This is a genomic window from Streptomyces sp. NBC_00353 (assembly GCF_036108815.1).
Lineage (GTDB): Bacteria > Actinomycetota > Actinomycetes > Streptomycetales > Streptomycetaceae > Streptomyces.
The window spans coordinates 7,714,420-7,737,485 of sequence record NZ_CP107985.1 but is presented as its reverse complement, the minus strand read 5'-3'; the positions used below and the strand labels follow the sequence as shown (position 1 = coordinate 7,737,485).

23 protein-coding genes and 1 pseudogene are annotated in these 23,066 nt (G+C 70.4%); 11 read left to right on the top strand and 13 right to left on the bottom strand.

Going from position 1 to position 23,066, the window contains the following annotated elements:
* Positions 1–12 precede the first annotated feature (12 nt).
* From OHA88_RS34900 to OHA88_RS34890, 3 genes are read right to left on the bottom strand one after another with little or no spacing between them, the layout of a single operon-like run.
* Positions 13–1,296 carry a hypothetical protein gene (locus OHA88_RS34900; RefSeq protein WP_328628433.1) on the bottom strand — a complete coding sequence of 428 codons (1,284 nt, stop codon included), beginning with the start codon at positions 1,294–1,296 and terminating at the stop codon, positions 13–15.
* A complete protein-coding gene (locus tag OHA88_RS34895; protein WP_328628432.1) occupies positions 1,293–2,159 on the bottom strand; it encodes a hypothetical protein in 867 nt (288 codons plus the stop codon). The genes OHA88_RS34900 and OHA88_RS34895 overlap by 4 nt, the downstream gene beginning before the upstream one ends.
* On the bottom strand, positions 2,156–4,324 hold the full coding sequence (locus OHA88_RS34890; protein ID WP_328628431.1) for a right-handed parallel beta-helix repeat-containing protein: 2,169 nt from the start codon (positions 4,322–4,324) through the stop codon (positions 2,156–2,158). Before OHA88_RS34890 ends, OHA88_RS34895 begins: the two co-directional genes overlap by 4 nt.
* 177 nt (positions 4,325–4,501) lie before the next feature.
* Between OHA88_RS34890 and hmgA the strand changes: the two genes are divergently transcribed.
* The 3 genes from hmgA to OHA88_RS34875 all read left to right on the top strand — a co-directional run bounded on the left by hmgA (position 4,502) and on the right by OHA88_RS34875 (position 7,960).
* A complete protein-coding gene (gene hmgA / locus OHA88_RS34885; protein ID WP_328628430.1) occupies positions 4,502–5,839 on the top strand; it encodes a homogentisate 1,2-dioxygenase in 1,338 nt (445 codons plus the stop codon).
* 63 nt (positions 5,840–5,902) lie between these two features.
* Positions 5,903–6,670 (top strand): GntR family transcriptional regulator, encoded by a 768-nt coding sequence (locus OHA88_RS34880; RefSeq protein WP_267005979.1) that lies wholly within the window; start codon positions 5,903–5,905, stop codon positions 6,668–6,670.
* A gap of 72 nt (positions 6,671–6,742) precedes the next feature.
* Positions 6,743–7,960 carry a type ISP restriction/modification enzyme gene (locus OHA88_RS34875; protein ID WP_328628429.1) on the top strand — a complete coding sequence of 406 codons (1,218 nt, stop codon included), beginning with the start codon at positions 6,743–6,745 and terminating at the stop codon, positions 7,958–7,960.
* 21 nt (positions 7,961–7,981) lie between these two features.
* Here OHA88_RS34875 and OHA88_RS34870 read toward each other — a convergent pair whose 3' ends face one another.
* Positions 7,982–8,689 (bottom strand): TetR/AcrR family transcriptional regulator, encoded by a 708-nt coding sequence (locus OHA88_RS34870; protein WP_267005977.1) that lies wholly within the window; start codon positions 8,687–8,689, stop codon positions 7,982–7,984.
* A 64-nt stretch (positions 8,690–8,753) separates the two neighbouring features.
* Here OHA88_RS34870 and OHA88_RS34865 point away from each other — a divergent pair, with 64 nt between their 5' ends.
* Positions 8,754–9,731, top strand: a complete 978-nt coding sequence (locus OHA88_RS34865) for an ATP-binding cassette domain-containing protein (RefSeq protein WP_328628428.1) — start codon at positions 8,754–8,756, stop codon at positions 9,729–9,731.
* On the top strand, positions 9,728–10,555 hold the full coding sequence (locus OHA88_RS34860) for an ABC transporter permease (RefSeq protein WP_328628427.1): 828 nt from the start codon (positions 9,728–9,730) through the stop codon (positions 10,553–10,555). The genes OHA88_RS34865 and OHA88_RS34860 overlap by 4 nt, the downstream gene beginning before the upstream one ends.
* A gap of 50 nt (positions 10,556–10,605) precedes the next feature.
* Here the strand turns inward: OHA88_RS34860 and OHA88_RS34855 are convergent, their stop codons facing one another.
* Positions 10,606–11,031, bottom strand: a complete 426-nt coding sequence (locus OHA88_RS34855) for a hypothetical protein (RefSeq protein ID WP_328628426.1) — start codon at positions 11,029–11,031, stop codon at positions 10,606–10,608.
* A 5-nt stretch (positions 11,032–11,036) separates the two neighbouring features.
* Between OHA88_RS34855 and OHA88_RS34850 the strand changes: the two are divergent.
* Positions 11,037–11,159 (top strand): annotated as a pseudogene (locus tag OHA88_RS34850) (CoA transferase); the annotation flags it as partial.
* 78 nt (positions 11,160–11,237) lie between these two features.
* On the opposite strand, the gene OHA88_RS34845 reads toward OHA88_RS34850, so the two are convergent.
* Positions 11,238–11,501 carry a hypothetical protein gene (locus OHA88_RS34845; protein WP_267005973.1) on the bottom strand — a complete coding sequence of 88 codons (264 nt, stop codon included), beginning with the start codon at positions 11,499–11,501 and terminating at the stop codon, positions 11,238–11,240.
* Between the two features lie 278 nt (positions 11,502–11,779).
* Between OHA88_RS34845 and OHA88_RS34840 the strand changes: the two genes are divergently transcribed.
* Positions 11,780–13,423, top strand: a complete 1,644-nt coding sequence (locus OHA88_RS34840) for a serine/threonine-protein kinase (RefSeq protein ID WP_328628425.1) — start codon at positions 11,780–11,782, stop codon at positions 13,421–13,423.
* Between the two features lie 17 nt (positions 13,424–13,440).
* Here OHA88_RS34840 and OHA88_RS34835 read toward each other — a convergent pair whose 3' ends face one another.
* Positions 13,441–14,250 (bottom strand): SGNH/GDSL hydrolase family protein, encoded by an 810-nt coding sequence (locus OHA88_RS34835; RefSeq protein ID WP_328628424.1) that lies wholly within the window; start codon positions 14,248–14,250, stop codon positions 13,441–13,443.
* Positions 14,251–14,514: 264 nt separating this feature from the next.
* On the opposite strand from OHA88_RS34835, the gene OHA88_RS34830 reads away from it, so the two are divergent.
* Positions 14,515–15,609, top strand: coding sequence for a DUF5925 domain-containing protein (locus OHA88_RS34830; RefSeq protein WP_425896107.1), 1,095 nt, complete (start codon positions 14,515–14,517; stop codon positions 15,607–15,609).
* A 151-nt stretch (positions 15,610–15,760) separates the two neighbouring features.
* Here the strand turns inward: OHA88_RS34830 and OHA88_RS34825 are convergent, their stop codons facing one another.
* A complete protein-coding gene (locus tag OHA88_RS34825) occupies positions 15,761–16,135 on the bottom strand; it encodes a GntR family transcriptional regulator (protein ID WP_267005969.1) in 375 nt (124 codons plus the stop codon).
* 69 nt (positions 16,136–16,204) lie between these two features.
* Between OHA88_RS34825 and OHA88_RS34820 the strand changes: the two genes are divergently transcribed.
* Together OHA88_RS34820 and OHA88_RS34815 are read left to right on the top strand one after the other, a co-directional pair.
* Positions 16,205–17,125, top strand: coding sequence for a GNAT family N-acetyltransferase (locus OHA88_RS34820; RefSeq protein WP_328628422.1), 921 nt, complete (start codon positions 16,205–16,207; stop codon positions 17,123–17,125).
* Positions 17,106–17,615, top strand: a complete 510-nt coding sequence (locus OHA88_RS34815) for a DUF402 domain-containing protein (RefSeq protein WP_328628421.1) — start codon at positions 17,106–17,108, stop codon at positions 17,613–17,615. The genes OHA88_RS34820 and OHA88_RS34815 overlap by 20 nt, the downstream gene beginning before the upstream one ends.
* On the opposite strand, the gene OHA88_RS34810 is transcribed toward OHA88_RS34815, so the two are convergent.
* The 3 genes from OHA88_RS34810 to OHA88_RS34800 all read right to left on the bottom strand — a co-directional run bounded on the left by OHA88_RS34810 (position 17,612) and on the right by OHA88_RS34800 (position 20,340).
* Entirely contained in the window at positions 17,612–19,090 is a 1,479-nt protein-coding gene (locus OHA88_RS34810; protein ID WP_328628420.1) for a trifunctional class I SAM-dependent methyltransferase/NUDIX hydrolase/VOC family protein, read from the bottom strand. The genes OHA88_RS34815 and OHA88_RS34810 overlap by 4 nt on opposite strands.
* A 126-nt stretch (positions 19,091–19,216) precedes the next feature.
* A complete protein-coding gene (locus OHA88_RS34805; RefSeq protein ID WP_328628419.1) occupies positions 19,217–19,393 on the bottom strand; it encodes a hypothetical protein in 177 nt (58 codons plus the stop codon).
* Positions 19,394–20,115: 722 nt separating this feature from the next.
* The gene (locus OHA88_RS34800) at positions 20,116–20,340 is read right to left on the bottom strand and encodes a hypothetical protein (protein WP_328628418.1); all 225 of its coding nucleotides are present in this window, start codon (positions 20,338–20,340) and stop codon (positions 20,116–20,118) included.
* 231 nt (positions 20,341–20,571) lie between these two features.
* Here OHA88_RS34800 and OHA88_RS34795 point away from each other — a divergent pair, with 231 nt between their 5' ends.
* A complete protein-coding gene (locus OHA88_RS34795; protein ID WP_328628417.1) occupies positions 20,572–20,949 on the top strand; it encodes a DUF6233 domain-containing protein in 378 nt (125 codons plus the stop codon).
* A 129-nt stretch (positions 20,950–21,078) separates the two neighbouring features.
* Here the strand turns inward: OHA88_RS34795 and OHA88_RS34790 are convergent, their stop codons facing one another.
* On the bottom strand, positions 21,079–21,510 hold the full coding sequence (locus OHA88_RS34790) for a hypothetical protein (RefSeq protein ID WP_328628416.1): 432 nt from the start codon (positions 21,508–21,510) through the stop codon (positions 21,079–21,081).
* A 116-nt stretch (positions 21,511–21,626) separates the two neighbouring features.
* Positions 21,627–21,848, bottom strand: coding sequence for a hypothetical protein (locus tag OHA88_RS34785; RefSeq protein WP_328628415.1), 222 nt, complete (start codon positions 21,846–21,848; stop codon positions 21,627–21,629).
* Positions 21,849–23,066: the final 1,218 nt, after the last annotated feature.

Sequence of the window (23,066 nt, the reverse complement as noted above, 5' to 3'; positions counted from 1 at the left end):
GCACACCTGCGGTCAGGCGAGGAGGAGGGTCAGTCCGCCGATGGTGTACGCGATCATCAGGGCCAGCAGGGGGAGTTGCCCCGCGACGGCGCGAGCGGGCGGGAAGAGGCGGACGGACCGGTCGTGGGCGGCGACGACGCCGAGGACGTGCCCGATGACGATCGCGACGACCTGGAGCGTGGCGATGCCGCCGGGGGCCAGGGGCGGTTCGGGCGGGACCGGGTTGTCAGTGCCGAGTGCCACCATGACTGTGTGTGGACCTTCGGTGACGAAGAGTGTGAAGTAGTGGGCGACGAGGTAGCCGAGGGCGATCGGGACGAGCGAGTGTGCGAAGGCGGTGAGGGGGTGGCGGAGTTGACCGGAGATCAGCCGGGTGGCACCGGTGCAGAGGGCATACAGGGTGGCAACGAGGGCGACGGCGGCAAGCAGTCCGAGCGTGGCCGCGGTGGTGCGGCCCAGGGGTGAGGTCTGGACGGTGGTGATCCAGGAGGGGGCGTCGGAGAAGCCGTCGTAGGCGGTGGAGCCGAGCATGACGCACACGGTGGCGACGAGACCGGGGACCTGGGGGACGGCGTCGAGTCCGTTGAACGGGGAGCGCAGGACGAGTCGGCTGTCGGCGGGCCGGCGGCCGAGGGGGGAGAGCCGGGCGAGCAGGCCGGAGTAGACCTCGAAGGCGTCGGCGTGGTCGAACCAGCGGGCGCCGTATCGGGCGGCGCCCGCGAGGTGGACAACGCCGTGGAGCACGAAGAAGAGAAGGAGGGCGGTGGACGACGCGGGGTCGGGGGCGACGAGTTCGAGCCAGGTGAAGGCGAGGAGTCCGGCCGCAGCGGGCCACAGGCCGAGACGTACAGGGAGGGGGCGGCCTGCGGCCGGGTCGCGGCCGAGTGCGCGGCAGACGAGGAGGTGGAGCGTGCGCAGGGGATTGAGGAGTCGCCAGACGGGACCGAGGAGGAGCGAGGCGGGGACGAGCCCGACCCAGAGGAGCACATAGACGGTGCCCGCGGCCGGGTTGCGCTCCGGCCCGTTCGGGCCGAGGAGGAGGTGGAGGAGGACGAACAGGGCGGCGGCCAGGCCTACGGCGCGCGCGACCGTACGGGTCGGGCGGGCGTCGGCAAGGCGCTGCAGGGCGGCCGGGAGCGGGCGGCCCGCCCGGTCCCCGCGGAATCGGGAGGCGGACCAGAGCAGGCCGAGGGCGAGAAACGAGACGAAGAGGGCGGCGAACGCGCCGGCGAACGCATGGAAGGGGGACAGCGGCAGGTCGTGCCGGGAGCCGATGCCGTGGGCGAGGACGCTCACCGTACGACGAGCTGGGTCAGGAGCAGTGCGGACTCATGGGTCTCGACCTCGAAGAGCCCGGTGCGATCGGCGGTGAGGGTGAGCGTGGTGGTCCGTCCGGCGGGCAGGCGCGCTTCCCTGTCGTAGCCGTGGACGTGGAGGGTGTCGGCGTGGTCGGTGCGGACGCGCAGCTCGATGCGCTGCCCCTTCTTGATCTCGATGCGGCCGGGGGCGGGGCTGACCTTGCCCTGAGAGATGACGATCTCCAGAGTCCGGTCGGGGCGGGGTTCGGCGGGCGTGCCGACGGGAGGAGCGGTGGTGAGCGGAGTGGTGGCCTGGATCGGTGTGGAGTGCACGGCCCAGGCGGTGTGATCGTCGGCGTACAGCCGGGCCGTGAGGGTGCGGCCGCCGCCCGCACCGCGGACGAGCGAGCCGGGGAGGTGGTACCAGGGGCCGTAGAGCCGGGCCAGTGGGTGACCGTCGAGGAGGAGCAGGGCGTGGCCGCGTCCGGGGAGCGCCGCGCCACCGACGCTGTCCGGGGTGAACCTGAAGTTCCGTACGGAGAGATGGACGTTCCACCCGTCCTCGGAGTCCGGCCGTACGGCAACGGTCACCGCAGGGGCGCCCTCGGCTTCGACCTGACGGAGCCGGTGACCGGATCCGTCGTCGGCGGCAAGGAGCCGGCCGACACTGCCGCTGGCCTGTTCATGACTGGTACCGGGTCGGTGGTGGGTGGTCGCCCGCCCGCCACAGGCACTCGCACCGCCCACGAGGGCGCCTGCGGTGAGGAGGGCGACGGTGAGCCGGAGGGAAGCCGTGCGCGCCGTCCGCCTGTTGAGCGTGCTGAGCCTGTTGTGCCGCAGAGGGCTGGGGGTTCGCTTCATGATCGGTCCCGATCCGGTGCGGCGGACCGGTCGGACGCGGAGTGCGTGTCCGGCCCGGAATCCGCCGATCCGGACCCCGCGTGCGCACCGGCTCCCGTCCCGTCGCCACCCTGTCTGTCCGCCGCATCGGCGTCCGCGTCCGGCCCCGGGTCCGCCCTCCTCCGTACCGTCCGTTCACCGTGCCGCGCCGCAGCCACCACCGCCCACACCACCCAGATGACGCCGAGGAGGCCGCGCACCCAGGCCGGGCCGATCGGGATCCACGGGATCATCAGGACGGCCTTGTCGAAGGCGTCGAGCAGGGTCAGGACGCCCAGCACCATCGTGGTCCAGCCCAGTCCGGGCCGCTCGCCGCGCAGTACGAACCCGATGCCGGTCCACCACGCCCCGGTCAGCAGCAGCGCCACCGCGGGCAGACAGGAGGACGCAAAGCCCGTCGTCGCGCCGGCCACATCCAGCCCGAGGCCGATCGCGCCGAGCAGCGTGGCCGCTGTGGCGAGCCGGCTGTGCCGCAGACGGCGCCACCACAGCACCCCGCCGACCAGCACGAGCACCAGGGCGACACCCAGCGCGATCTGTACCTCGATGCGCTCGATGCCGCGTGCGCCGTACCAGTCACAGCCGGCCGGCAGCCGCCGCGCCTGCACGTTGTAGTCGGCACAGACCAGCAATTGGGCGAGTTTGACCGGTTCGCCCACCAGTCGATCGGTGCGGCCGGAGACCGCGCCGCGCGCCTCCCCGCACTCGGGCAGCGAGCGCGGTGTGGACGGTCCGGTGTCCGACTGCCAGCAGTTGCCGTCGCCCTGGCCGTCCCACCACACGTCGGTGCGGTTGGGCCGGGAACGGCCCGCCTTGTCCGTGCCGAGGTGGTTGCCCGCGTACCGGTTGTGGTGCGAGGTGTCGACCTGCTTCGCCAGGGCGTTCTCGCCGCGAATGAAGGCGGGGACGGCACTCAGGAAAAAGGCGACGCGCTGCTGTCCGTAGATCCAGTTGTTCTCGTAGATGTTCCAGTTGCCGCCCGCGGTGATGATGCCGGTGCCCGGCGGCATGGAGATCTGCGGGCAGACGACACCGTCCTCGTAGCCGCGCTCCACGGGCGGTTTGGCGCAGGTGCCGTCGGCGACGTACGGGTAGTAGTCGGCGTTGTTGTCGTGGATCAGGTTGCGCTCGAAGCGTGCGTGGTTCTGCGGGAGGCCGGGGTGGCCCGGGAAGGCGCTGTCCATCGAGGCGCCGCCCATGTTGTGGTCGAACTCGTTGTCGTGGACGTAAACGGAATCGCCCGCGGTGCCGGAGTAGCCGACCATGTTGTGGTGGCTCCGGCAGCCGGTGATCTCGATGGAGTAGCGCGGCACGTCGTAGCCGTATCCGTCGTTGATGTCCGACGCACTGCCGGGATAGATGCCGGAGTCGCCGTTGCCGTACGACTCGCAGTTCTTGTACAGCCCGTGGTCACTGGCGAAGGTGAGGAAGCCGTACTCGTCGTTCCACCGGGTGAGGACGTCGTCGATGACGAAGCCGTCCTGTGCCAGCACGTACAGCGAGTTGAACGTGGTGCGCTGGGCGGTGAAGTTCTTGAAGTAGATGCCGTCGGAGCCGTCCGCGCGGATCGCGTTGAGCTTCTGGTACTTGGCGTCGATGACGACGTCGGTGCGCTCCGCCCCGGTCCCCTCGATCTGGAGCTGCTTCTTGCCGAGGATCGCCACCAGGTTCTGGTTGTGCGGACACTGCTTCTGCTGCGCGTACGACAGGATCTGGTAGCCGAGCTGAGAGTTGGGTGCCTTGAGCCTCGCGCACTCCCCCGTCGGCCTGGGCAGCGAGGGCTCCTCCTCGTACAGGCCGGGCAGGATCGCGATGTTCATGCCGGGTCTGCCGACCTTGTCGACGGCCTGTTGCAGATGGCGGTAGCCGGACTTCCGGCACCGTTCGAAGAGTTCGAGGTTGCGTGCCCGGAGCTTCGCCGGAAAGCCGGATATCCGGCGTTCGAAGTCGGCCCGGTCGCTCTTGCAGACCAGCAGATCGGGTTCGCCGGCGCGGTGGACCGGGACACTGCCGGAACCGTCGGGCAGGGTGACCGGCCGTTCCTCGTGCGCCTGGGCGGCCGGGGCCGCGAGGAGTGCGGCAGCCAGTGCCACCAGGACCACCAGAAGTCTTCGTGTCCACGACATGTGCGGGAGAGTAGAGCATTGTTCAACTTTTGGAACCCCCTTGTGCGCGACGGACCAAAAGATTTCCGGCACGGCTCCGCCCCGGATCCGCGGCGCGCCACCGCCCCGCACCGTTGACGTGCCCCGATCTGATTCCTACGGTGACCCATAGGATTTCTTCGGCACCGGGAGCGCGGCATGGGCGGCACCAGCGGCATCGAGCAGGCGAGGAAGACGGCGGAAGCGCTTGCGCACTCCGCCGGTTTCGGCAATGAGCACAGCTCCGAGGCGGTCCCGGGGGCGCTGCCGCACGGCCGCAACTCGCCGCAGCGAGCGCCCCTCGGGCTCTACGCCGAGCAGCTGAGCGGCTCGGCCTTCACCGAACCGCGGGCCCACAACCGCCGTTCATGGCTCTACCGGATCCGCCCCTCGGCCGCCCACCCGCCGTTCGTCCGGATCGACAACGGCGCGGTGCGCACCGCCCCCTTCACCGAGTCCGTCCCCGATCCGAACCGGCTGCGCTGGGACCCGCTGCCCGAGCCCGCGCCCGGTACGGATTTCCTGGCAGGCCTGTGGACCCTCGGCGGCAACGGCGACGTCACCCAGCGCACGGGGATGGCGGTGCACCTCTACCACGCCAACACGGCCATGACCGACCGGGTGTTCAGCGACTCGGACGGCGAGCTGCTGATCGTCCCGGAGCATGGCGGTCTGCTGCTCCGTACCGAACTGGGCCTGCTGCGCGCCGACCCCGGCCACGTCGCGCTGATCCCCCGCGGCGTCCGCTTCCGCGTGGAGCTCCTCGACGACTCCGCCCGCGGCTACGTCTGCGAGAACTACGGCCAGCCGTTCACCCTGCCCGACCTCGGTCCGATCGGCGCCAACGGCCTTGCCAACGCCCGGGACTTCCTCGCCCCGGTCGCCGCGTACGAGGACGAGGACCGCCCGGTCCAGGTGATCAACAAGTTCTGCGGCAACCTCTGGTCCGCGACGTACGACCACTCGCCGCTCGATGTGGTCGCCTGGCACGGCAACCACACCCCGTACGTCTACGACCTGCACCGCTTCAATGTCATCGGCTCCATCAGCTACGACCACCCCGACCCGTCGATCTTCACGGTGCTGACCTCGCCGTCCGACACCCCCGGTCTGGCCGGTGTGGACTTCGTCGTCTTCGCGCCGCGCTGGCTGGTCGGCGAGGACACGTTCCGCCCGCCGTACTTCCACCGCAATGTGATGAGCGAGTACATGGGGCTGATCGAGGGTGCCTACGACGCGAAGACGGCCGGCAAGGGCGGCTTCGTGCCGGGCGGCGGCTCGCTCCACAACATGATGTCGGCGCACGGCCCGGACCGGGAGACCTTCGACCGGGCGAGCGCGGCAGAGCTGAAGCCGCAGAAGATCGACGCCGGTCTTGCCTTCATGTTCGAGACCCGCTGGCCGGTCACGGCGACCGGGCAGGCGGCAACCGCCGACCATCTGCAGCGCGGGTACGACGACGTATGGCAGGGTCTCGAACGCAACTTCCGGCCATAGGCGAAGCCCGCCCTTCCCAGCCCCCGCTCGTCGCGTCCGCAGTGTCGCAGTACGGAGAGTCCAGTGACCCAGGTGCCCCAGGTGACGGCCTTCGCCCCCGACTCGCTGGTCCTGAACCGCAAACTGCCGCTGTGGTACCAGGTCTCGCAGTCCCTGCGCGCCTCCATACTCGGCCGCGCCCAGGACGCCTCGCTGCGGCTGCCGACCGAGGAACAGCTCGCCGCGCACTACGGCGTCAGCGTCCTCACGATGCGGCAGGCGCTCAAGGAGCTGGAGACGGAGGGGCTGATCAGCAGGCACCGGCGGCGCGGCACCTTCATCGAGCCGCGCGCCCGGCGGGTGTCGCCGGTGCGGCTGCTCGGGTCGATCGATGCGATCGTCGCCCAGCAGTCGGGCGAGCGGACCACGGTTCTCGGCCATGGTCCGCTGGCGCTGACAGGCGATCTCGTGGAGTACTTCCCGGAGTGCACGGAGGTGGTCGGCTACCGGCGGCTGCGCTGCGACGGCGACAGCGGTGAGCCCACCAACTGGGCGGAGAACGCCGTGCATCCCGAGGTCGCGGCCCGGCTCGATGCCGCCGATCTCGAACGCTGGCCGATGACCAAGGTGCTGCGCGACCGCGTCGGCGTCCGGATCGCACGGATCACGGACACGGTCGAGGCACGGCTCGCCGACCCGGCCACCGCCGAGCTCCTCCAGGTCCCGCTGCTCAGCCCGATCCTCTTCTACACGGGGGTGACGTACGACGAGAGCGGCCGGGTGGTGGACGTGGCGCAGATCCGGTACCGGGGGGACCGGTTCTCCTTCTCGGTGACGGTGGAAGCGCACTGACCCGCCGCCCTCCCGCGTCACGCCGTTACGATGCCTGGGGCGGGCAGACGTGGCGACGGGGAGGACGACACGGTGGCAGCACGGGCGGGCGCCGGAGCCGGCGGGGACGACGACGTCCCGCTGCTCGACGACCTCATGCCATGGTCCGTACGACCTCTGCGCACCGGGCGCCAGTGGGTGACGGCTCCGGACGCCGCTTCCCTCAGGGCCCGTTGGGCGCGGCTGGTGCGCGCCGAGGGAGCCGAGCGCGAACTTCTCTTCCGGCCCACCCGTTCCCGTACCCCGCAGACTCCGGTCGCGGCGCTGCCCGGACAGTCCACCTCAACCGCCCGGTTCGCCCGGGAGTCCGGCCCGTGCCCCGAGCCGGTACGGATCCTGCACGGCCCGTTCGACGAGCAGTGGCTGATCCCCGACCACCGGCTGATCGACACCGCCCGCCCGGAACTGTGGCGGGTCGCCGACGGCCACCAACTTTTCGCCGTCGAGCACGGGTACGTACCGCAGGACGCCGGTCCGGCCCTCTCCGTGACGGCGCTGCTGCCCGACGGCCACTCCCCGGCGGGCCGCCCCGGCCGGATCCGGCCGCTTTTCCGGCGGCCCGGTGGACTGGAACCCAATCTGGCGCCCGGTCTGCTCGGGCTGCTGCGCGCCCGGCACGGGGACGCGGTCACCGCGGAGTCCGTGCTGTCATGGATCGTCACGGCGGCCCGCCACTCCCCCGCAGGGTGTGTCGTACCGCTGCCCGCCGACACCGAACGATGGTGGGCCGGGGTGGAACTGGGCCGGGAACTGTTGCGGCTGCAGCTGCGCGGCGCCCGTGGCGGGGAGCGCCCGCGGCTGCCCGGCGGGCGGCGCCCCTATGTGCGGGCCGCGGTACCGGCCGCGCCGGGCACGCTGGAGTACGACTCCGACGACAAGGCGCTCCTGCTGGGTACGGGACGCATCTCGCCGGTGCCGGCGGGGGCCTGGGAGTTCCGGGTGGGCGGGGTGCGGATGCTGGAGCTGTGGTTCGAGCGGCGGGCAGCGACGGACGGGGCCGACGGTCTGGAGGCGATACGGCCCCGGGACTGGCCCCGGGAGTGGACCTCGGAGCTGCTGGAACTGATCACCGTGCTGGCGCTGCTCGCCGAACTCCGGCCCCGACAGCAGGCGTTGACCGACGGCCCCCATCTCACCACCGGCGACCTGCGGGCGGCCGGTGTCCTGCCGGTCACGGCGACGGCCCGACGGCCCGCGTCGGTGCTCGACCACCAGGAGGAGGGGCCGGACGGGCAGTTCGCGCTGCTGTGACGGCATCGGGGCGCATCCGCGCTAACGGTCGAACGAGTCCAGCACCCGGTGCAGCGCCCGGTCGAAGACCCCGTCCAGATCGATCGGCCCGGGGTCCTCGGCAAATCCCGCCGCCATCCGCGGATACTTCCCGGTCGCGATCTGGCTGATCAGATAGCCGGTGCGCGCGGCGTGCTCCTGCTCCTCGGACCAGGGCAGCGACCGGCTGCGCTCCGCCGTGGCGATCTCGTTGGCCACATAGGTGGTCACCACGCCGTTGACCATGGCGATGAGTTCCATCTTCTCGCCGAACCGTGCGTCGACCCCGTCCAGGCAGCTGAGCGTGTACTCCAGATACCGCAGCGCGTTCGGGCTGAAGCCGTACACGGGTGACATGAGCCGCGGCACCCAGGTGTGGCGGTGCATCATCTCGCGAGCCTGATGGGCCAGCGCGACGAGATCGGCACGCCAGTCGCCGGACGGCTCCGGGAACTCGTACCCGCCGCTGACCGCGTCGAGCATCAGCTCGTACAGGTCCTCCTTGCGGGGCACATAGTTGTAGAGCGACATCGTGCCGCAGCCGAGCTCCGCCGCGACCTTCCGCATGGACACCGCGTCGAAGCCCTCCGCATCGGCGATACGGACGGCGGCTGCCGCGATGTCGGCGCGGCTGAACGCGGGCCTGGGGCCGCGGCCCGCACGCTCGGGGCGCGCCCAGATCACTTCGGGTACAGCGGGTCGCCCCACCATCGATCATCACCTCTCTCACCATCCTAGTTACGTACACCGTACGTAGTGCGCTACGGTGGGACACATGACAACTACGTACGCCGTACTTAGTGAAGGTCTGGAGAAGTACTACGGCGATGTCCATGCGCTGCGCGGACTCGATCTCGCTGTCGCCGAGGGCGCCGTCTGCGGAGTGTTGGGGCCGAACGGCGCGGGCAAGACCACCGCTGTCCGGGTGCTCACCACATTGACGGCCCCGGACAGCGGAAGCGCCAGGGTCGCGGGGCACGACGTGGTGCGCGAGGCGGGCTCGGTACGCGCGGCGATCGGCGTCACCGGGCAGAACGCCTCGGTCGACGGCGAGCTCACCGGCCGGCAGAACCTGCGGCTCTTCGCCAAGCTCCTGCGGTTCCGCGGCGAGGCCGCGCGCAGCCGCGCCGACGAACTCCTGGAACGCTTCGAGCTGACCGACGTCGCCGACCGCCCGGCCCGCACCTACTCCGGCGGCATGCACCGCCGCCTCGACCTCGCCGCCAGTCTGCTGACCCGGCCGAGGGTGCTTTTCCTGGACGAGCCGACCACCGGACTCGACCCGCACAGCCGCAACCAGATCTGGGCGGCGGTACGCGAACTGGCCGACCGGGGCACGACCGTCCTGCTCACCACGCAGTATCTGGAGGAGGCCGATCAGCTGGCCGACGACATCGTGCTGATCGACCGGGGCCGGACCGCCCACCGCGGCACCCCCGCCGAGCTGAAGGCTCTCATCGGTTCGTACGCCGAGGTGGTCGTCCCCCGAGCGTCGGCGCTGATCCCGGCGGCGGCCGTCCTCGACCAGCTCACCGGCGCCGAACCGGTGATCGACCACGAGCGCCGCACCGTGGGCGCCGTCGCGACCGACACCACGCTCACCCTCCCCCGTATCGTCCGCGAACTCGACGCGGCCGGCGTACCGCTGATCGATGTGAGCCTGCGCCCGCCGACGCTCGACGAGGTCTTCCTCCGCCTGACCGGCCGGGGCGAGGTCCGCACCTCCCCGCCCCTGAAGGAGACGGCAGCATGAGCAGCACCGTACTGGTCCACGAGCAGCGCACCGGACCCGCCGAGGGCACCCCGATCGCCGACAGCCTGGCCGTACTGGGCCGCCATCTGCAGCGGATCAAAGCAGCCCCGGGCGTAGTGATCCTGACCCAGACCATGCCGATCACGATGCTGCTGTTCTTCGGCTACGTGTTCGGCAGCGCCCTGGCCATGCCCGGCCAGGAGTACCGCGCGTTCCTGGTTCCGGGCCTGCTCGCGTCGACGGCGGCCAACGGCATCATGACCGGGATGTTCCAGTCCGCGCAGGACTGCCACCGCGGGGTCATGGACCGGTTCCGCACACTACCGATGAGCCGGCCCGCCGTACCGTTCGGCCAGACCGCCGCCGATCTGCTGACCACGGCCATCGGCATGGTCCCGCTGATCCTGGTGGGACTCGCGGTCGGCTGGCGGATCGAGGGCGGCCCGCTCGCCGCCCTGGGCGCCTTCGGGCTGCTGCTGCTCCTCCGGTTCGCCACGTCGTGGATGGGCTGCTGGCTGGGCCTGCTGATCCGCAACGAGGAGGTCGCCGGCCAACTGGGCAGTGCCACCTTCATCCTGCCGCTGCTGTCCAGCGCCTACATCCCGACCGACAACCTGCCGGGCTGGCTGCGGACGGTCGCGGAGTGGAACCCGATCAGCGCCATGGCCGCCGCCACCCGCGACCTGTTCGGCAACGCATCACCGCCCGCCGACGCCGCCTGGCCGGTCGCCCACCCGGTAGCGGGCACACTCGCCTGGTCGGCGGTGCTGCTCGCGGTCTTCGTACCACTGGCCGTACGGCGTCATGCCCGCGGCGGCGAGTGACCCGGGCCGGCTCCGGCATCCCTGAGCACCGCTTCCGCCGCCAGGCGGGGTCACCCGGTGCCGGGGCATGCCGCGCGCACGCCCCGGCGCCCGCCCTCTACTTCCGCGGTGTCAGCTCCGGTCCCAGCGAGGAGAACTTCTCGTGCGACACGACCCGCTTCGGCGGCCAGGTGATGTTGTTCGGCGGCCACTTCTGTCCGGCTCTTCTTCAGGAACCGGGCCGGCGGCTCGTACATCGGCGGCTCATAGCCTTCCGGCAGCACAGTCTTCCACTCCAGCCCCTTGGTGCGTTCCGCGAACTCGGCCTTGATCACCTTCAGCCGCTCCGGCTGCGTGAGCAGATCGACCGCGGTCGCCGCCAGATACTTCGCCGCCGCCAGCACCGCCGCCTGACCGGGAGCGGCGGCCGCGCACGCGGCCGTGGACCAGGTGTGCATCTTGGTGCCGATCGGAACCAGGGCCGCGCCCATCGACACACCAGGGACGGGAGCCGGGAACGGGAACCGTACCGACGCTCGACGAGCACACCGAAGCGCTGCTGCGGGCCGCGGGGATGACGGACGAGCAGGGAGCAGCGCTGCGCCGGGACGGTGTGATCGCCTGAGCGGCCCGAGCGGTGGGCCGGTTCAGTCAGGGACGAGCGATCGGTCGGGGGCCGGACCGGTGGTGACGGGCCGTCGGGTCAGTGGCGGCCGCCGAAGAGCGAGCGCCGCAGTCGCCGCAGCGGCGCGAAGAGCGAGACACGCGCGCTCCTGCTCCGGCGGGTGTGCGCGGCGTCGCGCGAGGTGAGCTCGAGCATCAGCAGCGTCGCTTCCGCACTCTCGCGCTGCGGGACGGCGGGACCGCCGAGCACTGCGAGATGGCGGTCGAGGCGCGAACTGGTCGCGCTGCTCCCACATGTGATGGCAGGCACACGCGGCCTGCTGCGCATCGCTATCTGTTCCATGTCACTCCCCACCCGTACGAGGGCACCCGGCCCGGGCAGGTTAACCCTATCCCCCCACTATGACACTCGTGTATCCCGGTCGTCGGATTGAGCACACATATACGGAGGTTGACGCTCGGGCTCATAATTCGCTCGATTCCAGGGCGAGTTGGACAGATCGGGAGCGGTTGCACCGCAGGGGCGGATTGTTGCGCAAGGGGGTCTGGAACGGGCCGGTCTGAGCTAGCGTGGAGAGGTTTCCGCCGTGCTGCCGCCACTCCTGCGGATGGGGGATCACCGTGAGCGAAGTGCCGGGCGACGACCGACTGATCGCGGGCCGCTACCGCCTGCTGGGCCCCCTGGGCCAGGGCGGGATGGGGGTCGTGTGGCGGGCGCGCGACGAAGTGCTGGGGCGCGAGGTCGCCGTGAAGGAGGTACGCGCCCCGTCGGGGCTCGCCTCCTCCGACGTACAGAGGCTGTACGCGCGCCTGGAGCGGGAGGCGTGGGCGGCGGCCCGGGTCTCGCACCGCAATGTGGTGACCGTCTACGACGTGGCGACCGAGGACTCCCGTCCATGGATCGTGATGGAGCTGATCCGGGGGCTCGCTCTCTCCGAAGTGCTGGACGCCGAGGGTCCGATGACCCCTCAGCGGGCCGCGCGCATCGGCGCGGAGGTGCTGGCCGCGCTGCGCAGCGCCCATGCCTCCGGGGTGCTGCACCGTGATGTGAAGCCCGGCAATGTGCTCCTCGCCAACGACGGGCGGGTGGTGCTGACGGACTTCGGTATCGCCATGGTCGAGGGGACGTCCGCGCTCACCATGACGGGTGAGCTGATCGGTTCGCCGGAGTTCCTCGCACCGGAACGCGCACTGGGGCGCACGCCGGGGCCCGAGTCGGATCTGTGGTCGCTCGGAGTGCTTCTGTACGCCGCGACCGAGGGCAATTCGCCGTTCCGTCAGAACACACCGCTGAACACCCTCCGGGCGGTGGTCGACGAAGAGCTGCCGCCGCCCCGGCGGGCCGGCCCGCTCGCCCCGGTCATCGAGGGGCTGTTGCGCAAGGATCCCGTCGAGCGGCTCTCCGCCGAACAGGCCGAGCATCAGCTGCGCATCATCGCGGCGGGCGGGGCGCCACGCGCCACCGGGGCGGGTACGCCGGATCCGTACGGTCCGACGATGACGGCCGACACCCTCACGCCCCGGGCGTCTCTTCCGGTACCCCCGCCGCCCGCTCCGGACCCGTCCACGACGGCCGAAGTCGCTCCCGCCGGGCCGCCGCGCCGGGCGGTCACGCTGCTCGCCGTGGGCCTGGCGGTGCTGCTGCTGGCGATCGGCGGGATCGTCTGGACGCTCGCGGACCGGGGCGACGAAGGCGACACGGGAGGTGCCACGGGCAGCGGCCCGGGTGCGACCAGCAGCAGTGCTCCGCACACGACGCCCGCCGCGCAAGAGGCACCCGGATCCGCCGGAGCGCAGGGCGGCAGCGGCTCCACCGACGACGGGGACACCGCGGGCAAGGCGGGAAACGGCGGAAGCAGCCACAGCAGTACGAGCAAGCCGCCGCCGCAGACAGTGACGGTCTATCTCACCTCGGTGCGCGGCAGTTACGAGGGCAGCTGCCCTCCCCCTCACGCATCGGCGCCTGCGGTCGAGGCGACCGTCACGGTGGGGCGTACACCGGCGGAGGTCGAGTACCGGTGGGTACTGAAGGACGGTACGAGTTCCGATCCGGGCTGGCAGTCGGTGTCCTTCGGCTCCGGTGACGGGCGCGTGAAGCAGGTGTCGCACACGGAACTGACGTACCAGCAGGACACCACGTACCACGGAACGATCACGCTGGAGGTCAGGAGTCCGATCGCGGTCACCTCGAACGGGGTGGAGTTCTCGGTGACCTGCCGGACGGAGACCCCGTCGAACGGGGCCTCCTACCCGGCGGAGGACTGAACCCGGGCTCCGCCCGGTCAGGCGGCCGAGCTGAAGGCGGGCAGGTATCCGCCCGACTGTCCGGCGGCGGTGGGGTGGTACGACTCACCGATGTTGAGCCAGTTGACGCTGTGCAGCCATGCGCTTCCCGAGCAGATCTCGTGCCCGGTGAACCTCCCGGCGACATCGCTGAAAGTGAAGCCGTAGTCAGCCGCACGTTTGGCGGTGGCCGCGTTGAGGTAGTCGGACGCGCTGTTGATGGCGGAGCGCTCGGTCTCGCTCAGACCGGCGATGCAGCTGCCGCCGAGCTTGTAGAAGCGGGGGTAGCCGAGGACGACGACACGGGCGGACGGCGCCTTGGACCTGATCGCGGTGTACACCGAGTTGAGCTTGCCGGGCAGGGTGGTGTCGACGTAGCTGCGGGCTGTGGCGATCCGACTGAGGCAGGTGGACTCCGACTGGAGCACACAGGTGGTCATGACATCGGCGAAGCCTGCGTCATTGCCGCCGATGGAGATCGAGACGAGGTCGGTCGAGGAGTTGAGCGGGGAGAGCTGTCCGGCCGTCACATCATCGGTGCGGGCACCCGAGCAGGCGGTGAAGGCGAACGACGCGGGCGAGTTGGCGTTCGCCCAGAGCTTGGGGTAGGCCTTGGTGCTGCGCTTGCAGTCACCACTGGCACTGTCATAGCTGCCGGACCCGACCCCGGAGGAGTACGAGTCGCCGAGGGCAACATAGTCGATGGCCTGGACGGACGATGCGGCGTTCGCGGTGGCTGCCCCTGTGAGGGCGAGTACGGCACCGAGCAGGAGCGAGGACGAGAACGCCACAAGTCTGGACATTTTCATGGAACCTCCCTTGGACCGAACCGACAGGATCTCTGCCTACTCAGTGGTAGCAGCAGCACCGTCGGTCCGGAAGTGTCCATGCCAAGTCGATCGGATGAGCCTTTCCTGACGGCCTCCTGAGGTTGCGTCACACCGGAATCCGGCATCCTTCGCACCGGCGGACAAAGCCGCTGCCGCGGAGTGAACGGCCCATGTGCGGGCCGGTTGACGGGAGGTGGCGAAACCTGGGTGCGTCGGGTGCCTCCGTGCCGGATCATGGGCGCCATGTCTGCCAACCCTGAGGCCGCTCTGCCGATCCGGCTCACCGTCGACGACAGCGATTCCCCTGCCGACGTCGTCGACGCGCTGTTCCTCGGCCGCTTCGCGACGGGCGAGCAGCCGTACTCGCACAGTTCCTCCCTCGACCGGGTGAAGTCCGGGGCGACGCTGCTGCCGCCCGCCGCCAAGGTGCTGCGCGCCGCCCGCGACGACGACCGCAGCGCCACACTCGCCGAGGGCGTTGGCTGGACACTCCTCATCTCGCGGTGGAACCGCGGCGCCGACGTCACCGTCACCGCGACCACCCCCGAGCTGGCGCAGCAGATCCTCGATCAGGCGACGGACGGCGCCCAGGACGAACCGGAACCGCAGCCCGAGAATGTGACGATGGGCTTCTGGTACGTCTCCCCGCGCCGGGGCCCGCACCGCACCACCCGGCAGATCGCCGCCGGCACATGGGACGAGGTGCGCAACAACTACACGGCACCGGTGGCCGATGCCATGGACCGGCTGATGAAGGTGACCCCGGACGACATCGCGGGCCGGCTGCTCCTGCTGCACGGCCCACCCGGCACCGGCAAGACATCGGCGCTGCGCACGCTGGCGCGGTCCTGGCGGGACTGGTGCCAGGTCGACTGCGTACTCGATCCGGAGCGGCTCTTCAACGACGTCGGCTATCTCATGGACATCGCGATCGGCGAGGACGACGGCACGGCGAAGGGCCGGTGGCGGCTGCTGCTCCTGGAGGACTGCGACGAACTGATCCGCGGTGAGGCCAAGCACACGGCGGGTCAGGCACTGTCGCGGCTGCTGAACCTCACCGACGGGCTGCTGGGCCAGGGCCGCAATGTGCTGGTGGGGGTGACGACCAATGAGGACCTGGAACGGCTCCACCCGGCGGTGGTCAGGCCCGGCCGCTGCCTGGCCCGGATCGAGGTGGGCCCGCTGAGCCGCCGGGAGGCGGTGTCCTGGCTGGGTACGGAGGAGGGGCTCGGCCGGGAAGGCGCGACGCTGGCCGAGCTGTACGCACTGCGGCGCGGCACCGGGCCGGCGTCGGTACCGAAGCAGGACGCGGGAGCGGACGCGGGACTGTACCTCTGAGGTGTGTTCCTCAATCGCCGGACAGGCTCGACATCAGGCCTGTCCGGCACTTGGGCACAACCGTTGAGCCCGTCCGGCGCGTCAGGACATCTTGCAAGCCCGTCCGGCTCTCGATGTCGGAACGGCTACCGGACGGCTCCGGTTCGCCCTGTCACCCCTCGTACGCCACCCGCACCGCATCCTCCACCAGCGACGCCGCCCGGGCGCGGGACAGCCCGAGCCGCCTCGCCTGCTCCGCGTACTCCCGCGCCGCCGCTGCCGCCTTGCGGTCCGCCGTATCGCCCGCGGCGGCGATGAACGTACCGTTGCGCCCGCGGGTCTCGATCACCCCGTCCGACTCCAGCGCCCGGTACGCCTTGGCGACGGTGTTCGCGGCGAGGCCGAGCTCCTCGGCGAAGCCGCGTACGGTCGGAAGTCTGTAGCCGACGGGCAGTTCGCCGGACCGGGCCAGTTCGGAGATCTGCGTGCGCAGTTGCTCGTACGGGGCGGTGCCGGCGTCCGGATCAAGGGCGATCTTCAAGGTCACACACCGATTCTCCCCCACCGGCGGAAATTCGGAGGCGACCGGGCCGGACCGCCGCGTACCGTCCGGCGCATGACAGTCATCGTGCGCGACTTCCTGCCCACCGATGCCGAGGCCTGGGTACGGGTGCGGCGAGCCTCACTCCCGTACATGGTGACCACGCCCGAGCAGGTCGTCTTCGAGCAGGCGACCGCCCACCCCGACAAGCGGTACCGGCTGCTGATCGCCGAGGAGGACGGGGAGATCATCGGCACCGCGCAGGTCGGTATCGCCTATGACAGCCCGGAGCCCGGGCAGGGCTTCTGCAATCCCTACACGCTCCCCCAGCGCGCGGGCCGCGGGGCAGGCTCGCTGCTGGTGCGCACCGCCGAGGAGTATCTGGCCGGTGCGGGGGCCGTCGCCGTCTACACCTGGGTGCTCGACGAACCGGCGAACCGGGTCTTCGCCGAGAAGCGCGGTTACACGCCGAGCCGCCCGGCGCACTTCCTCCATCTCGGCCTGGCCCACGGCACCCTGCCGCCCCGTCAGAAGCTTCCGAACGGTGTGGAGCTGCGCACGGCCGCCGACTTCGCCGACGACCCGAGGCCGCTGTTCGAGGCGGACGCCGAGTCCACGGCGGACGAGCCGAGCGACACCCCGGCCGAGCTCGCGGACTACGAGGACTGGCTGCAGCACACGTGGAACAACCCCGGTCTCGACCGGGAGCTCACCTCGGTCGCGGTGGTGGACGGTCAGGTCGCGGCGTTCAGCGCGGCGAACACCGACGGTCTGACCCGCTACTGGTCGGGGATGACGGGCACCCGCAGGGCGTACCGCAACCAGGGCCTGGCAAAGCTCGCCAAGAACGACTCGCTGCACCGGGCACGCGCGGCCGGCTACACGGACGCGTACACCGGCAACGACGCGGACAACGGCCCGATGCTGGCGATCAACACATGGTTCGGCTACAGGATCTGCGCCACGGAGGTACGGCATGTACGCAAGCTCGGTTGAGGTCGCTCTGGTGAAGGCGGGCCGGACGAAGATCCGCTACCCGGCGGACGTCGTACGCGACGACGGCATCCGGGTGACGGTGACGGCCCCGTGGGCCGCGCCGGGCGTGCGCGACTTCGGCTTCGTACGGTTCGAGCCGGGCGATGTCTTCACCGAGCACTACTGGCGTGACCGGTGGTTCGCGGTGAAGGAGGTCCGTACCGGCGGGGGGACGCTGAAGGGCTGGTACTGCGACATCACCCGGCCCGCCGTGCTGCGCGACGGGGAACTGCTCGTGGAGGACCTGGATCTCGACCTGTGGGTGTCGGCGGACGGCTCCTCCGTACTGCGACTGGATGAGGACGAGTTCGAGGAGAGCGGCCTGGCCGCACGCGATCCGGCGGCTGCGGATGCGGCCCGCCGGGCGCTGGACGAGCTGGAACGCCTGGCCCTGGCGGGCGGGCTCGCAGGACTGCTGGCACCGCCGAGCCCGTCCGGCGCCACCCCCTAACGCACCACCAGCTCCACCTCGAACCCCGCCGCGTCCTCCAGATACGCGGCGCAGTGCCCCTCGCCGCCCGCGTACGGATGGCGGTCCGGGAACAGCAGTCGCCAGCCGTGGTCCGGGGCCCGCGCCACCAGTGCGTCCAGCGTGGCCCGGTCCCGGACGTGGAACGCCAGGTGGTTCAGCCCCGGGCGGAGCCGGTCGTGCGGTCCCGCGGTCAGATCGGCCGACTGCTCGATCACCAGATAACTGTCGCCGCGCCGCCAGCTGCGGCCGCGCTCCCAGCTCTGGTACGGCACATGGCCCAGCTCGCCGAGCAGCCAGCCCCATCCCGCCTCGGCCGCCGCCAGGTCGGGCACCCACAGCTCGATGTGGTGCACCCCGCCGGTGCGGGCCCCGCCCGACGGCAGCGGGACCGCGCGGCGGATGCCGTGCGGCTGGTAGGCCACGGTGTCGCCGTCCTCGTGCCAGTGGATCAGGAAGCGCTCCCCCGCCCGGTATCCGTCCAGCCCCGCACGGCAGTACGCGACGATGTCGTCGGGCAGGGCGTCCAGCGGGAACCAGGCGAGTCCGGAGCACTTCTCCGGTTCACGGTTGTACGGCGGGCGGGCGGGGTCGTACTCCGCCTCGAAGAACCAGCCGGTCCGGGGGGCGCCGCCGGGGCCTCGGTGCTGCATGACCAGCGCGACCCGCAGCTCGTCCGGGTCCAGTTCGACGCCGATCTCCTCGGCGGCCTCGCGGATCATCGCCTCGCGGACGTCCTCGCCGTCCTCCACGTGTCCGGACGGGCCGTTGAACAGCCCGTCCGCATATCCCGTACGGGCGCGGCGGGCGAGCAGGACGTCGGGGCCGCGACGGAGGATCAGATGCACATCGACGATCTCGGTGTGCCGGTACGGCGGTTCGGCGCGCGCCAGCAGGGCGTAGCGGTCGTCGTCAACGTGCTTGCCCCACAGGTCCGGGTCGTCGGAGAGCCGCTCGTGGTGGATGCGCTCGGTGAGCGGGGCGAGGAGCCCGGTCAGCTGCTCGGCGGAGAGACCCACCCCGCCCCACACCCCTTCGATCATCAGCAGCCGCCCGCCGGGCCGCAGCAGTCCGAACCAGTGGCGCAGGGCCGCCGCGGGGTCGGGCAGCAGCCACACCACATGACGGACCATGATCACGTCGAACTGCTGCTTCCCGACGGGCGGTCGGGCCGCATCCCCGACCAGCACCTCGGCACCCGTCCCGACGAGCTTGGCCCGCGCCTGCTCGACCATGCGCGGCGACCGGTCGACGGCGGTGACGCGGTGCCCCTGCCCGGTGACGAGCAGGGCCAGACTTCCGGTGCCGCATCCCAGGTCGAGCACGTCGGAGCGCTCGCCGGGCAGCCAGCTCTCCAGCCGCTGCGCCCATGCGTGCCGGACCACCGGATCGAGCAGTCCGTGGTCGGGCTCCTCGTCGAAGGAGTCGGCGGCGGAGTCCCAGTCGATCGTCGTCATGCGCCGATCGTCCCAGCCACCACCGACACAGTCGATCAGCAGACCGACCGCTCACGGTGGTGAAAGGGGTTGTGAGTAGCAAGGCGGGCAGGGCCGAGAAACTACGCGCGCGTGCCGGCTCTTCTGTCAGTGCGGATGCGCCCGATGCGCCAAGTACGACCACTGCCACAGCCGACGCTGCCTGCAGTAACAGAGCTTGCCCAGGCCCTTGATGTTCGGGGCGCCCTTGCAGGTGATCACCGGCAGGATGCGGCGCTTGCGCAACTCACACCAGTCGGGGTTCCTGTCGTAGCCCCTTGTCACGGAGCAACGCGTCGGGTCGACGGCGTGGTCCGCCGGATCTGCTGGACGGCGGGCGGGATGTCGTCGACCAGGGGCAGAATCTGCGTGACGTCGTTGACGTCGGCCGTGGCGGTGACGACCCACCCAGCACGACATCAGGCGCTCCCCCCGGACGACCACGGACGGGACGGCCCAGCCGCATCAAGGCCCCTGACAGAGGCCCACGGTGGAGTTTCCTGAGCCACTTCTTAGACGCTCCTTAAGCCCGCCACAACAGTCTTCACGAGCATCTCAGTCCCTCCAACGCAGGTCAGGGGCCTGCTAAGAAGCGCACGCGGCGGGCGGGGAGCCAAAGTGGGAGCCATGGCGCCTCCATCAGAGGTTTCCGGTGCACTGTCAGTCGTCGTCAGACTCGGCACTGAAGATGTTGCCCATGGCTTCGGCGCCTTCAGAGATCACGGGGCGTAGTTGCTTGCGGTAGACCCTCTCAGTACTGCACTCGCCTTGAAACAGGCGCTCATCATGGGCGAGCGCGCCCTCGAAGGCGAGCGCCAGTCCGTCCCTTCGCCCATCATGACGAGCCGCGAGCTGGCAGCCGAGATGAGGAGTTCCCACCCGCCACGTGTTTTCGGGTCGACTCGGACCCAGCGTGCCCGACGGGTCGGCATGGTCCCTGCGACTCTCCCGGCTACGCTCGCGCCGGAGCGCCCCGCAGCGCGTGGCTGTGGGGCGCCTAGTGGGGCTTAGTCGACCATCTGCCCGTCGAACGTACCGCCCCTGCAGGTGTTGGTCGCCCGATCGACCGTTCCGCCGCCCTTCTCGCACTCACCCGGGGTGGGGCTTTCGGCGGGGCTGGTGGCGGTGGCGGCGGTGGCGGTGGCGGCGGTGGCGGTGGCGGCGCCTGCGAGGCCGAGTCCGGCGAGGGCTGCCGTGGCGATGACGGCGGCGAGGATTCGTCGAATGCGCATTTGGTTCCCCTTTCACGCATTGCCTCGGGTGGGACAGTACTCAGCTTGATCTTCACCCATGTGGGTGGCACGTCATCTTGCGCCATTCGGGTGACAGCGCTGTCGGGTGCGGGGTCGGTGACGCGACCCATCGGCCATCAGTAGCTGACATCAACAAGGGTGTACAACCGCGCACGGTGGCAACCTGCTTGGTGGCCGGCGTGCCCACGAAACCCGAGCGGACGAAGGCTCATGACTGGGCTGCACCCGCCCACGGATCAGGTGGCGCCCAATGTCCACACCTACCGAACTGCAATCGAACACGTGTCCTACCTGCCGCCGGATCTTCCTCGCCTCCGTACTCTGCGGACCTGGCACGCCATGTGGGTAGAGCGCATCGGCGAGGCCATCGCGGCGGTCGAGCAGCGGGAGAAGGAGCGGCAGCAGGGCGAGGAGCGGCGGCCGCCCACCCCCGACTGGATCATTGAGCTCAGCATCGGGGTCGGCGGCTGCTACGCCGCGGGGAAGCGCCACCGCGCCATCACTCGCGAGCGGGCCCTCGCCGCCCTCGCCGACGGGATCCGGGCCTGCATCCACTGCCGGCCCGACACCGAGTTGGGGGTGGTGTGAACAACTCGCCCACAGCGGCTCACCTTCGGTGTCAGCGAGCGCGGTAGAACTTTCTCTACTTCATCGAGCAGCGCGAGCGCCTGTCGAGGGTCAGGCACCGTCGCGGGGTCCAGCTCCTCTTCCACCTGCTCAGGTGCCTTCCACTGGACCTGGGCGGGAGGGTTCTGGGGCAGAAGCCCGGCGTCGACCGCGTAGCCGAGCGCGTTGTGGAAGATCGCTCGCTTCCTGCGAATGGTCGAAGCGGATGCCGTGGTGCGCCGCGACCACAGCCACGGCGGCCATGAGTCCGGCCAGCGGCAGGAACGCTGTGAACCGGTGGGGGATCAGGACTTGGTCGACCAGGTTCTTGAAGAGCCACACCGAAGCGACTTCACCCGCGGACCCCGCGATGAGAAGGACGGCACTCGCGGCGAGCCGGTACCGGTCGGGGCGTGCCCACGGCCAGAAGCGGCGGAACGCGTCGGCCGAAGACACGGCCGCCGCAAGGGGCACTGGACTGTCCTCGGCCGCCGGGGCCACGGGCTTGATGTGAGCCGAGTCGGCGTGTGTCGCGTCCGCCAAGCAGGGTCACCTCTTCTCGGGGAGGGAGCCGGGTGGGGGCATGCGGCGGAAGGGGGGCGACGGACGGGACGCGCCGTCGCCCCCCCGATGACGATCCTCGGGTGAGGCGGCGATGCTTAGTAGCCGCCGCCGTAGCCGCCGCCGTAGCCGCCGCCGTAGCCGCCGCCATAGCCGCCGCCGTAACCGCCACGTCCGCCGTAGCCGCCACGGCCGCCACGTCCGCCACGGCCGCCACGTCCGCCGTAACCGCCACGTCCGCCGTAACCGCCACGTCCGCCGTAGCCGCCACGGCCACCACCTCGGCCACCGCGGCCGTTGAAGATCGAGAAAGCGCTCATGACGTACCTCCTGTGTGACTGGATGTGCCGGAAGGACTTCGCAGCCCATTGGTTGCCTGAGATCGGCCCCAACGGCACCGAAGACATTCATGCAGCTGGGGTGGGACCCCTTGGGCAATCCGGCGTGGACTGGGGTGATCGATCAGAACCCTCTATGAACGTACCTAGATCAGCCTAAGAGTGCTCGTTCATGCACAGACAGTGACTGCCGTCGTGTGGGTGTGTGACACCTCGGCGGATGTCTCCCGAGGGCGGTAGAGAAGCGACCCAGTTCGCGGCGCCGCCACACGGCTGCCGAACCTGCCTTTGAGGCTGTCAGATGAATGCCTGACGTGAACTCAGTAGCCCTTCGCCAAATACAGACTGACGTCACATCATGTGTCGGCGGACGGGATGCGCCGTTGACCGCCGCCCGCTACGGGACCGCGCTCGGGCAGCATCGGAGCGGGGTGCCACGACCCTCGGGCACGTGATCGGAATGGTCGGGAATCGCGGCAGCCATTCAGGTGACGTGACCACCTGAAGAACTCTGTCGCCGGAGGACATCGAGACCGCTGGTCTGACTGCAGTCTTTGACGGCAACACGGGTGCACCCTGCCGTACCAGGAAAGTCGATGCCGGACGCTGCGCAGGACGCTAGCGAGCCGCATACCCGGCCCTTGGACCGCCGGAAGGAACTCCTAAAGCGGTGTTCTCCGGGCACCTTCCCCCAGGTGTGCCCCAGGAGTGTCTAGCGATGGAGAAGCTGCAGGTGAGAGGGGTTAAGGGGAGCCCTCTGTAAATCTGCCGACGCGCCGCCTCTCGGCCCGGGAACGCTCCGCGGCTGGGAGAAATCTGGGAGAAGATCTTCTCCGACTACGACTCCAGAACCCACGGAGGCCAAGCCATACCAAGGGCCTGACCTGCATAAATCAGGACCAGGTTCGGACGCGGCCCGGGACCTTATTCGGGAAGAAGAGGTCGTCGGTAGGTGCGTTCGTCCAACCTGCGTCCAGGAAGCCAGCATTGAGACCCGGCCCGGCCCTCAGTCAAGGCCCGCGCACGGCGCGGGCACGGGCCGCCTCAGCGGCCCGGCCTGCCTCCTGTCTGCGCCCCGGCTGGCCGGGCCCGGCGGCCCGCTGCGTGCATGCGGGCGAAGGTCAGGGAACACCCTCTATGGCTGGGGCGGTCGGCTCCACGGCTTTAGGCAGCCACTTTGGGGCGAGCCTCTAAGATCAT

Excerpts from the sequence above, each read along its gene's own strand:
- OHA88_RS34890 (WP_328628431.1), bottom strand. The coding sequence starts at position 4,324 with ATGTCGTGGACACGAAGACTTCTGGTGGTCCTGGTGGCACTGGCTGCC.
- hmgA (WP_328628430.1), top strand. The coding sequence starts at position 4,502 with ATGGGCGGCACCAGCGGCATCGAGCAGGCGAGGAAGACGGCGGAAGCG.
- OHA88_RS34810 (WP_328628420.1), bottom strand. The coding sequence starts at position 19,090 with ATGACGACGATCGACTGGGACTCCGCCGCCGACTCCTTCGACGAGGAG.
- OHA88_RS34785 (WP_328628415.1), bottom strand. The coding sequence starts at position 21,848 with ATGAGCGCTTTCTCGATCTTCAACGGCCGCGGTGGCCGAGGTGGTGGC.
- OHA88_RS34865 (WP_328628428.1), top strand. The coding sequence starts at position 8,754 with ATGACAACTACGTACGCCGTACTTAGTGAAGGTCTGGAGAAGTACTAC.
- OHA88_RS34895 (WP_328628432.1), bottom strand. The coding sequence starts at position 2,159 with ATGAAGCGAACCCCCAGCCCTCTGCGGCACAACAGGCTCAGCACGCTC.
- OHA88_RS34835 (WP_328628424.1), bottom strand. The coding sequence starts at position 14,250 with ATGAAAATGTCCAGACTTGTGGCGTTCTCGTCCTCGCTCCTGCTCGGT.
- OHA88_RS34815 (WP_328628421.1), top strand. The coding sequence starts at position 17,106 with ATGTACGCAAGCTCGGTTGAGGTCGCTCTGGTGAAGGCGGGCCGGACG.
- OHA88_RS34830 (WP_425896107.1), top strand. The coding sequence starts at position 14,515 with ATGTCTGCCAACCCTGAGGCCGCTCTGCCGATCCGGCTCACCGTCGAC.
- OHA88_RS34795 (WP_328628417.1), top strand. The coding sequence starts at position 20,572 with ATGACTGGGCTGCACCCGCCCACGGATCAGGTGGCGCCCAATGTCCAC.
- OHA88_RS34860 (WP_328628427.1), top strand. The coding sequence starts at position 9,728 with ATGAGCAGCACCGTACTGGTCCACGAGCAGCGCACCGGACCCGCCGAG.
- OHA88_RS34845 (WP_267005973.1), bottom strand. The coding sequence starts at position 11,501 with ATGGAACAGATAGCGATGCGCAGCAGGCCGCGTGTGCCTGCCATCACA.
- OHA88_RS34820 (WP_328628422.1), top strand. The coding sequence starts at position 16,205 with ATGACAGTCATCGTGCGCGACTTCCTGCCCACCGATGCCGAGGCCTGG.
- OHA88_RS34800 (WP_328628418.1), bottom strand. The coding sequence starts at position 20,340 with ATGCGCATTCGACGAATCCTCGCCGCCGTCATCGCCACGGCAGCCCTC.
- OHA88_RS34870 (WP_267005977.1), bottom strand. The coding sequence starts at position 8,689 with ATGGTGGGGCGACCCGCTGTACCCGAAGTGATCTGGGCGCGCCCCGAG.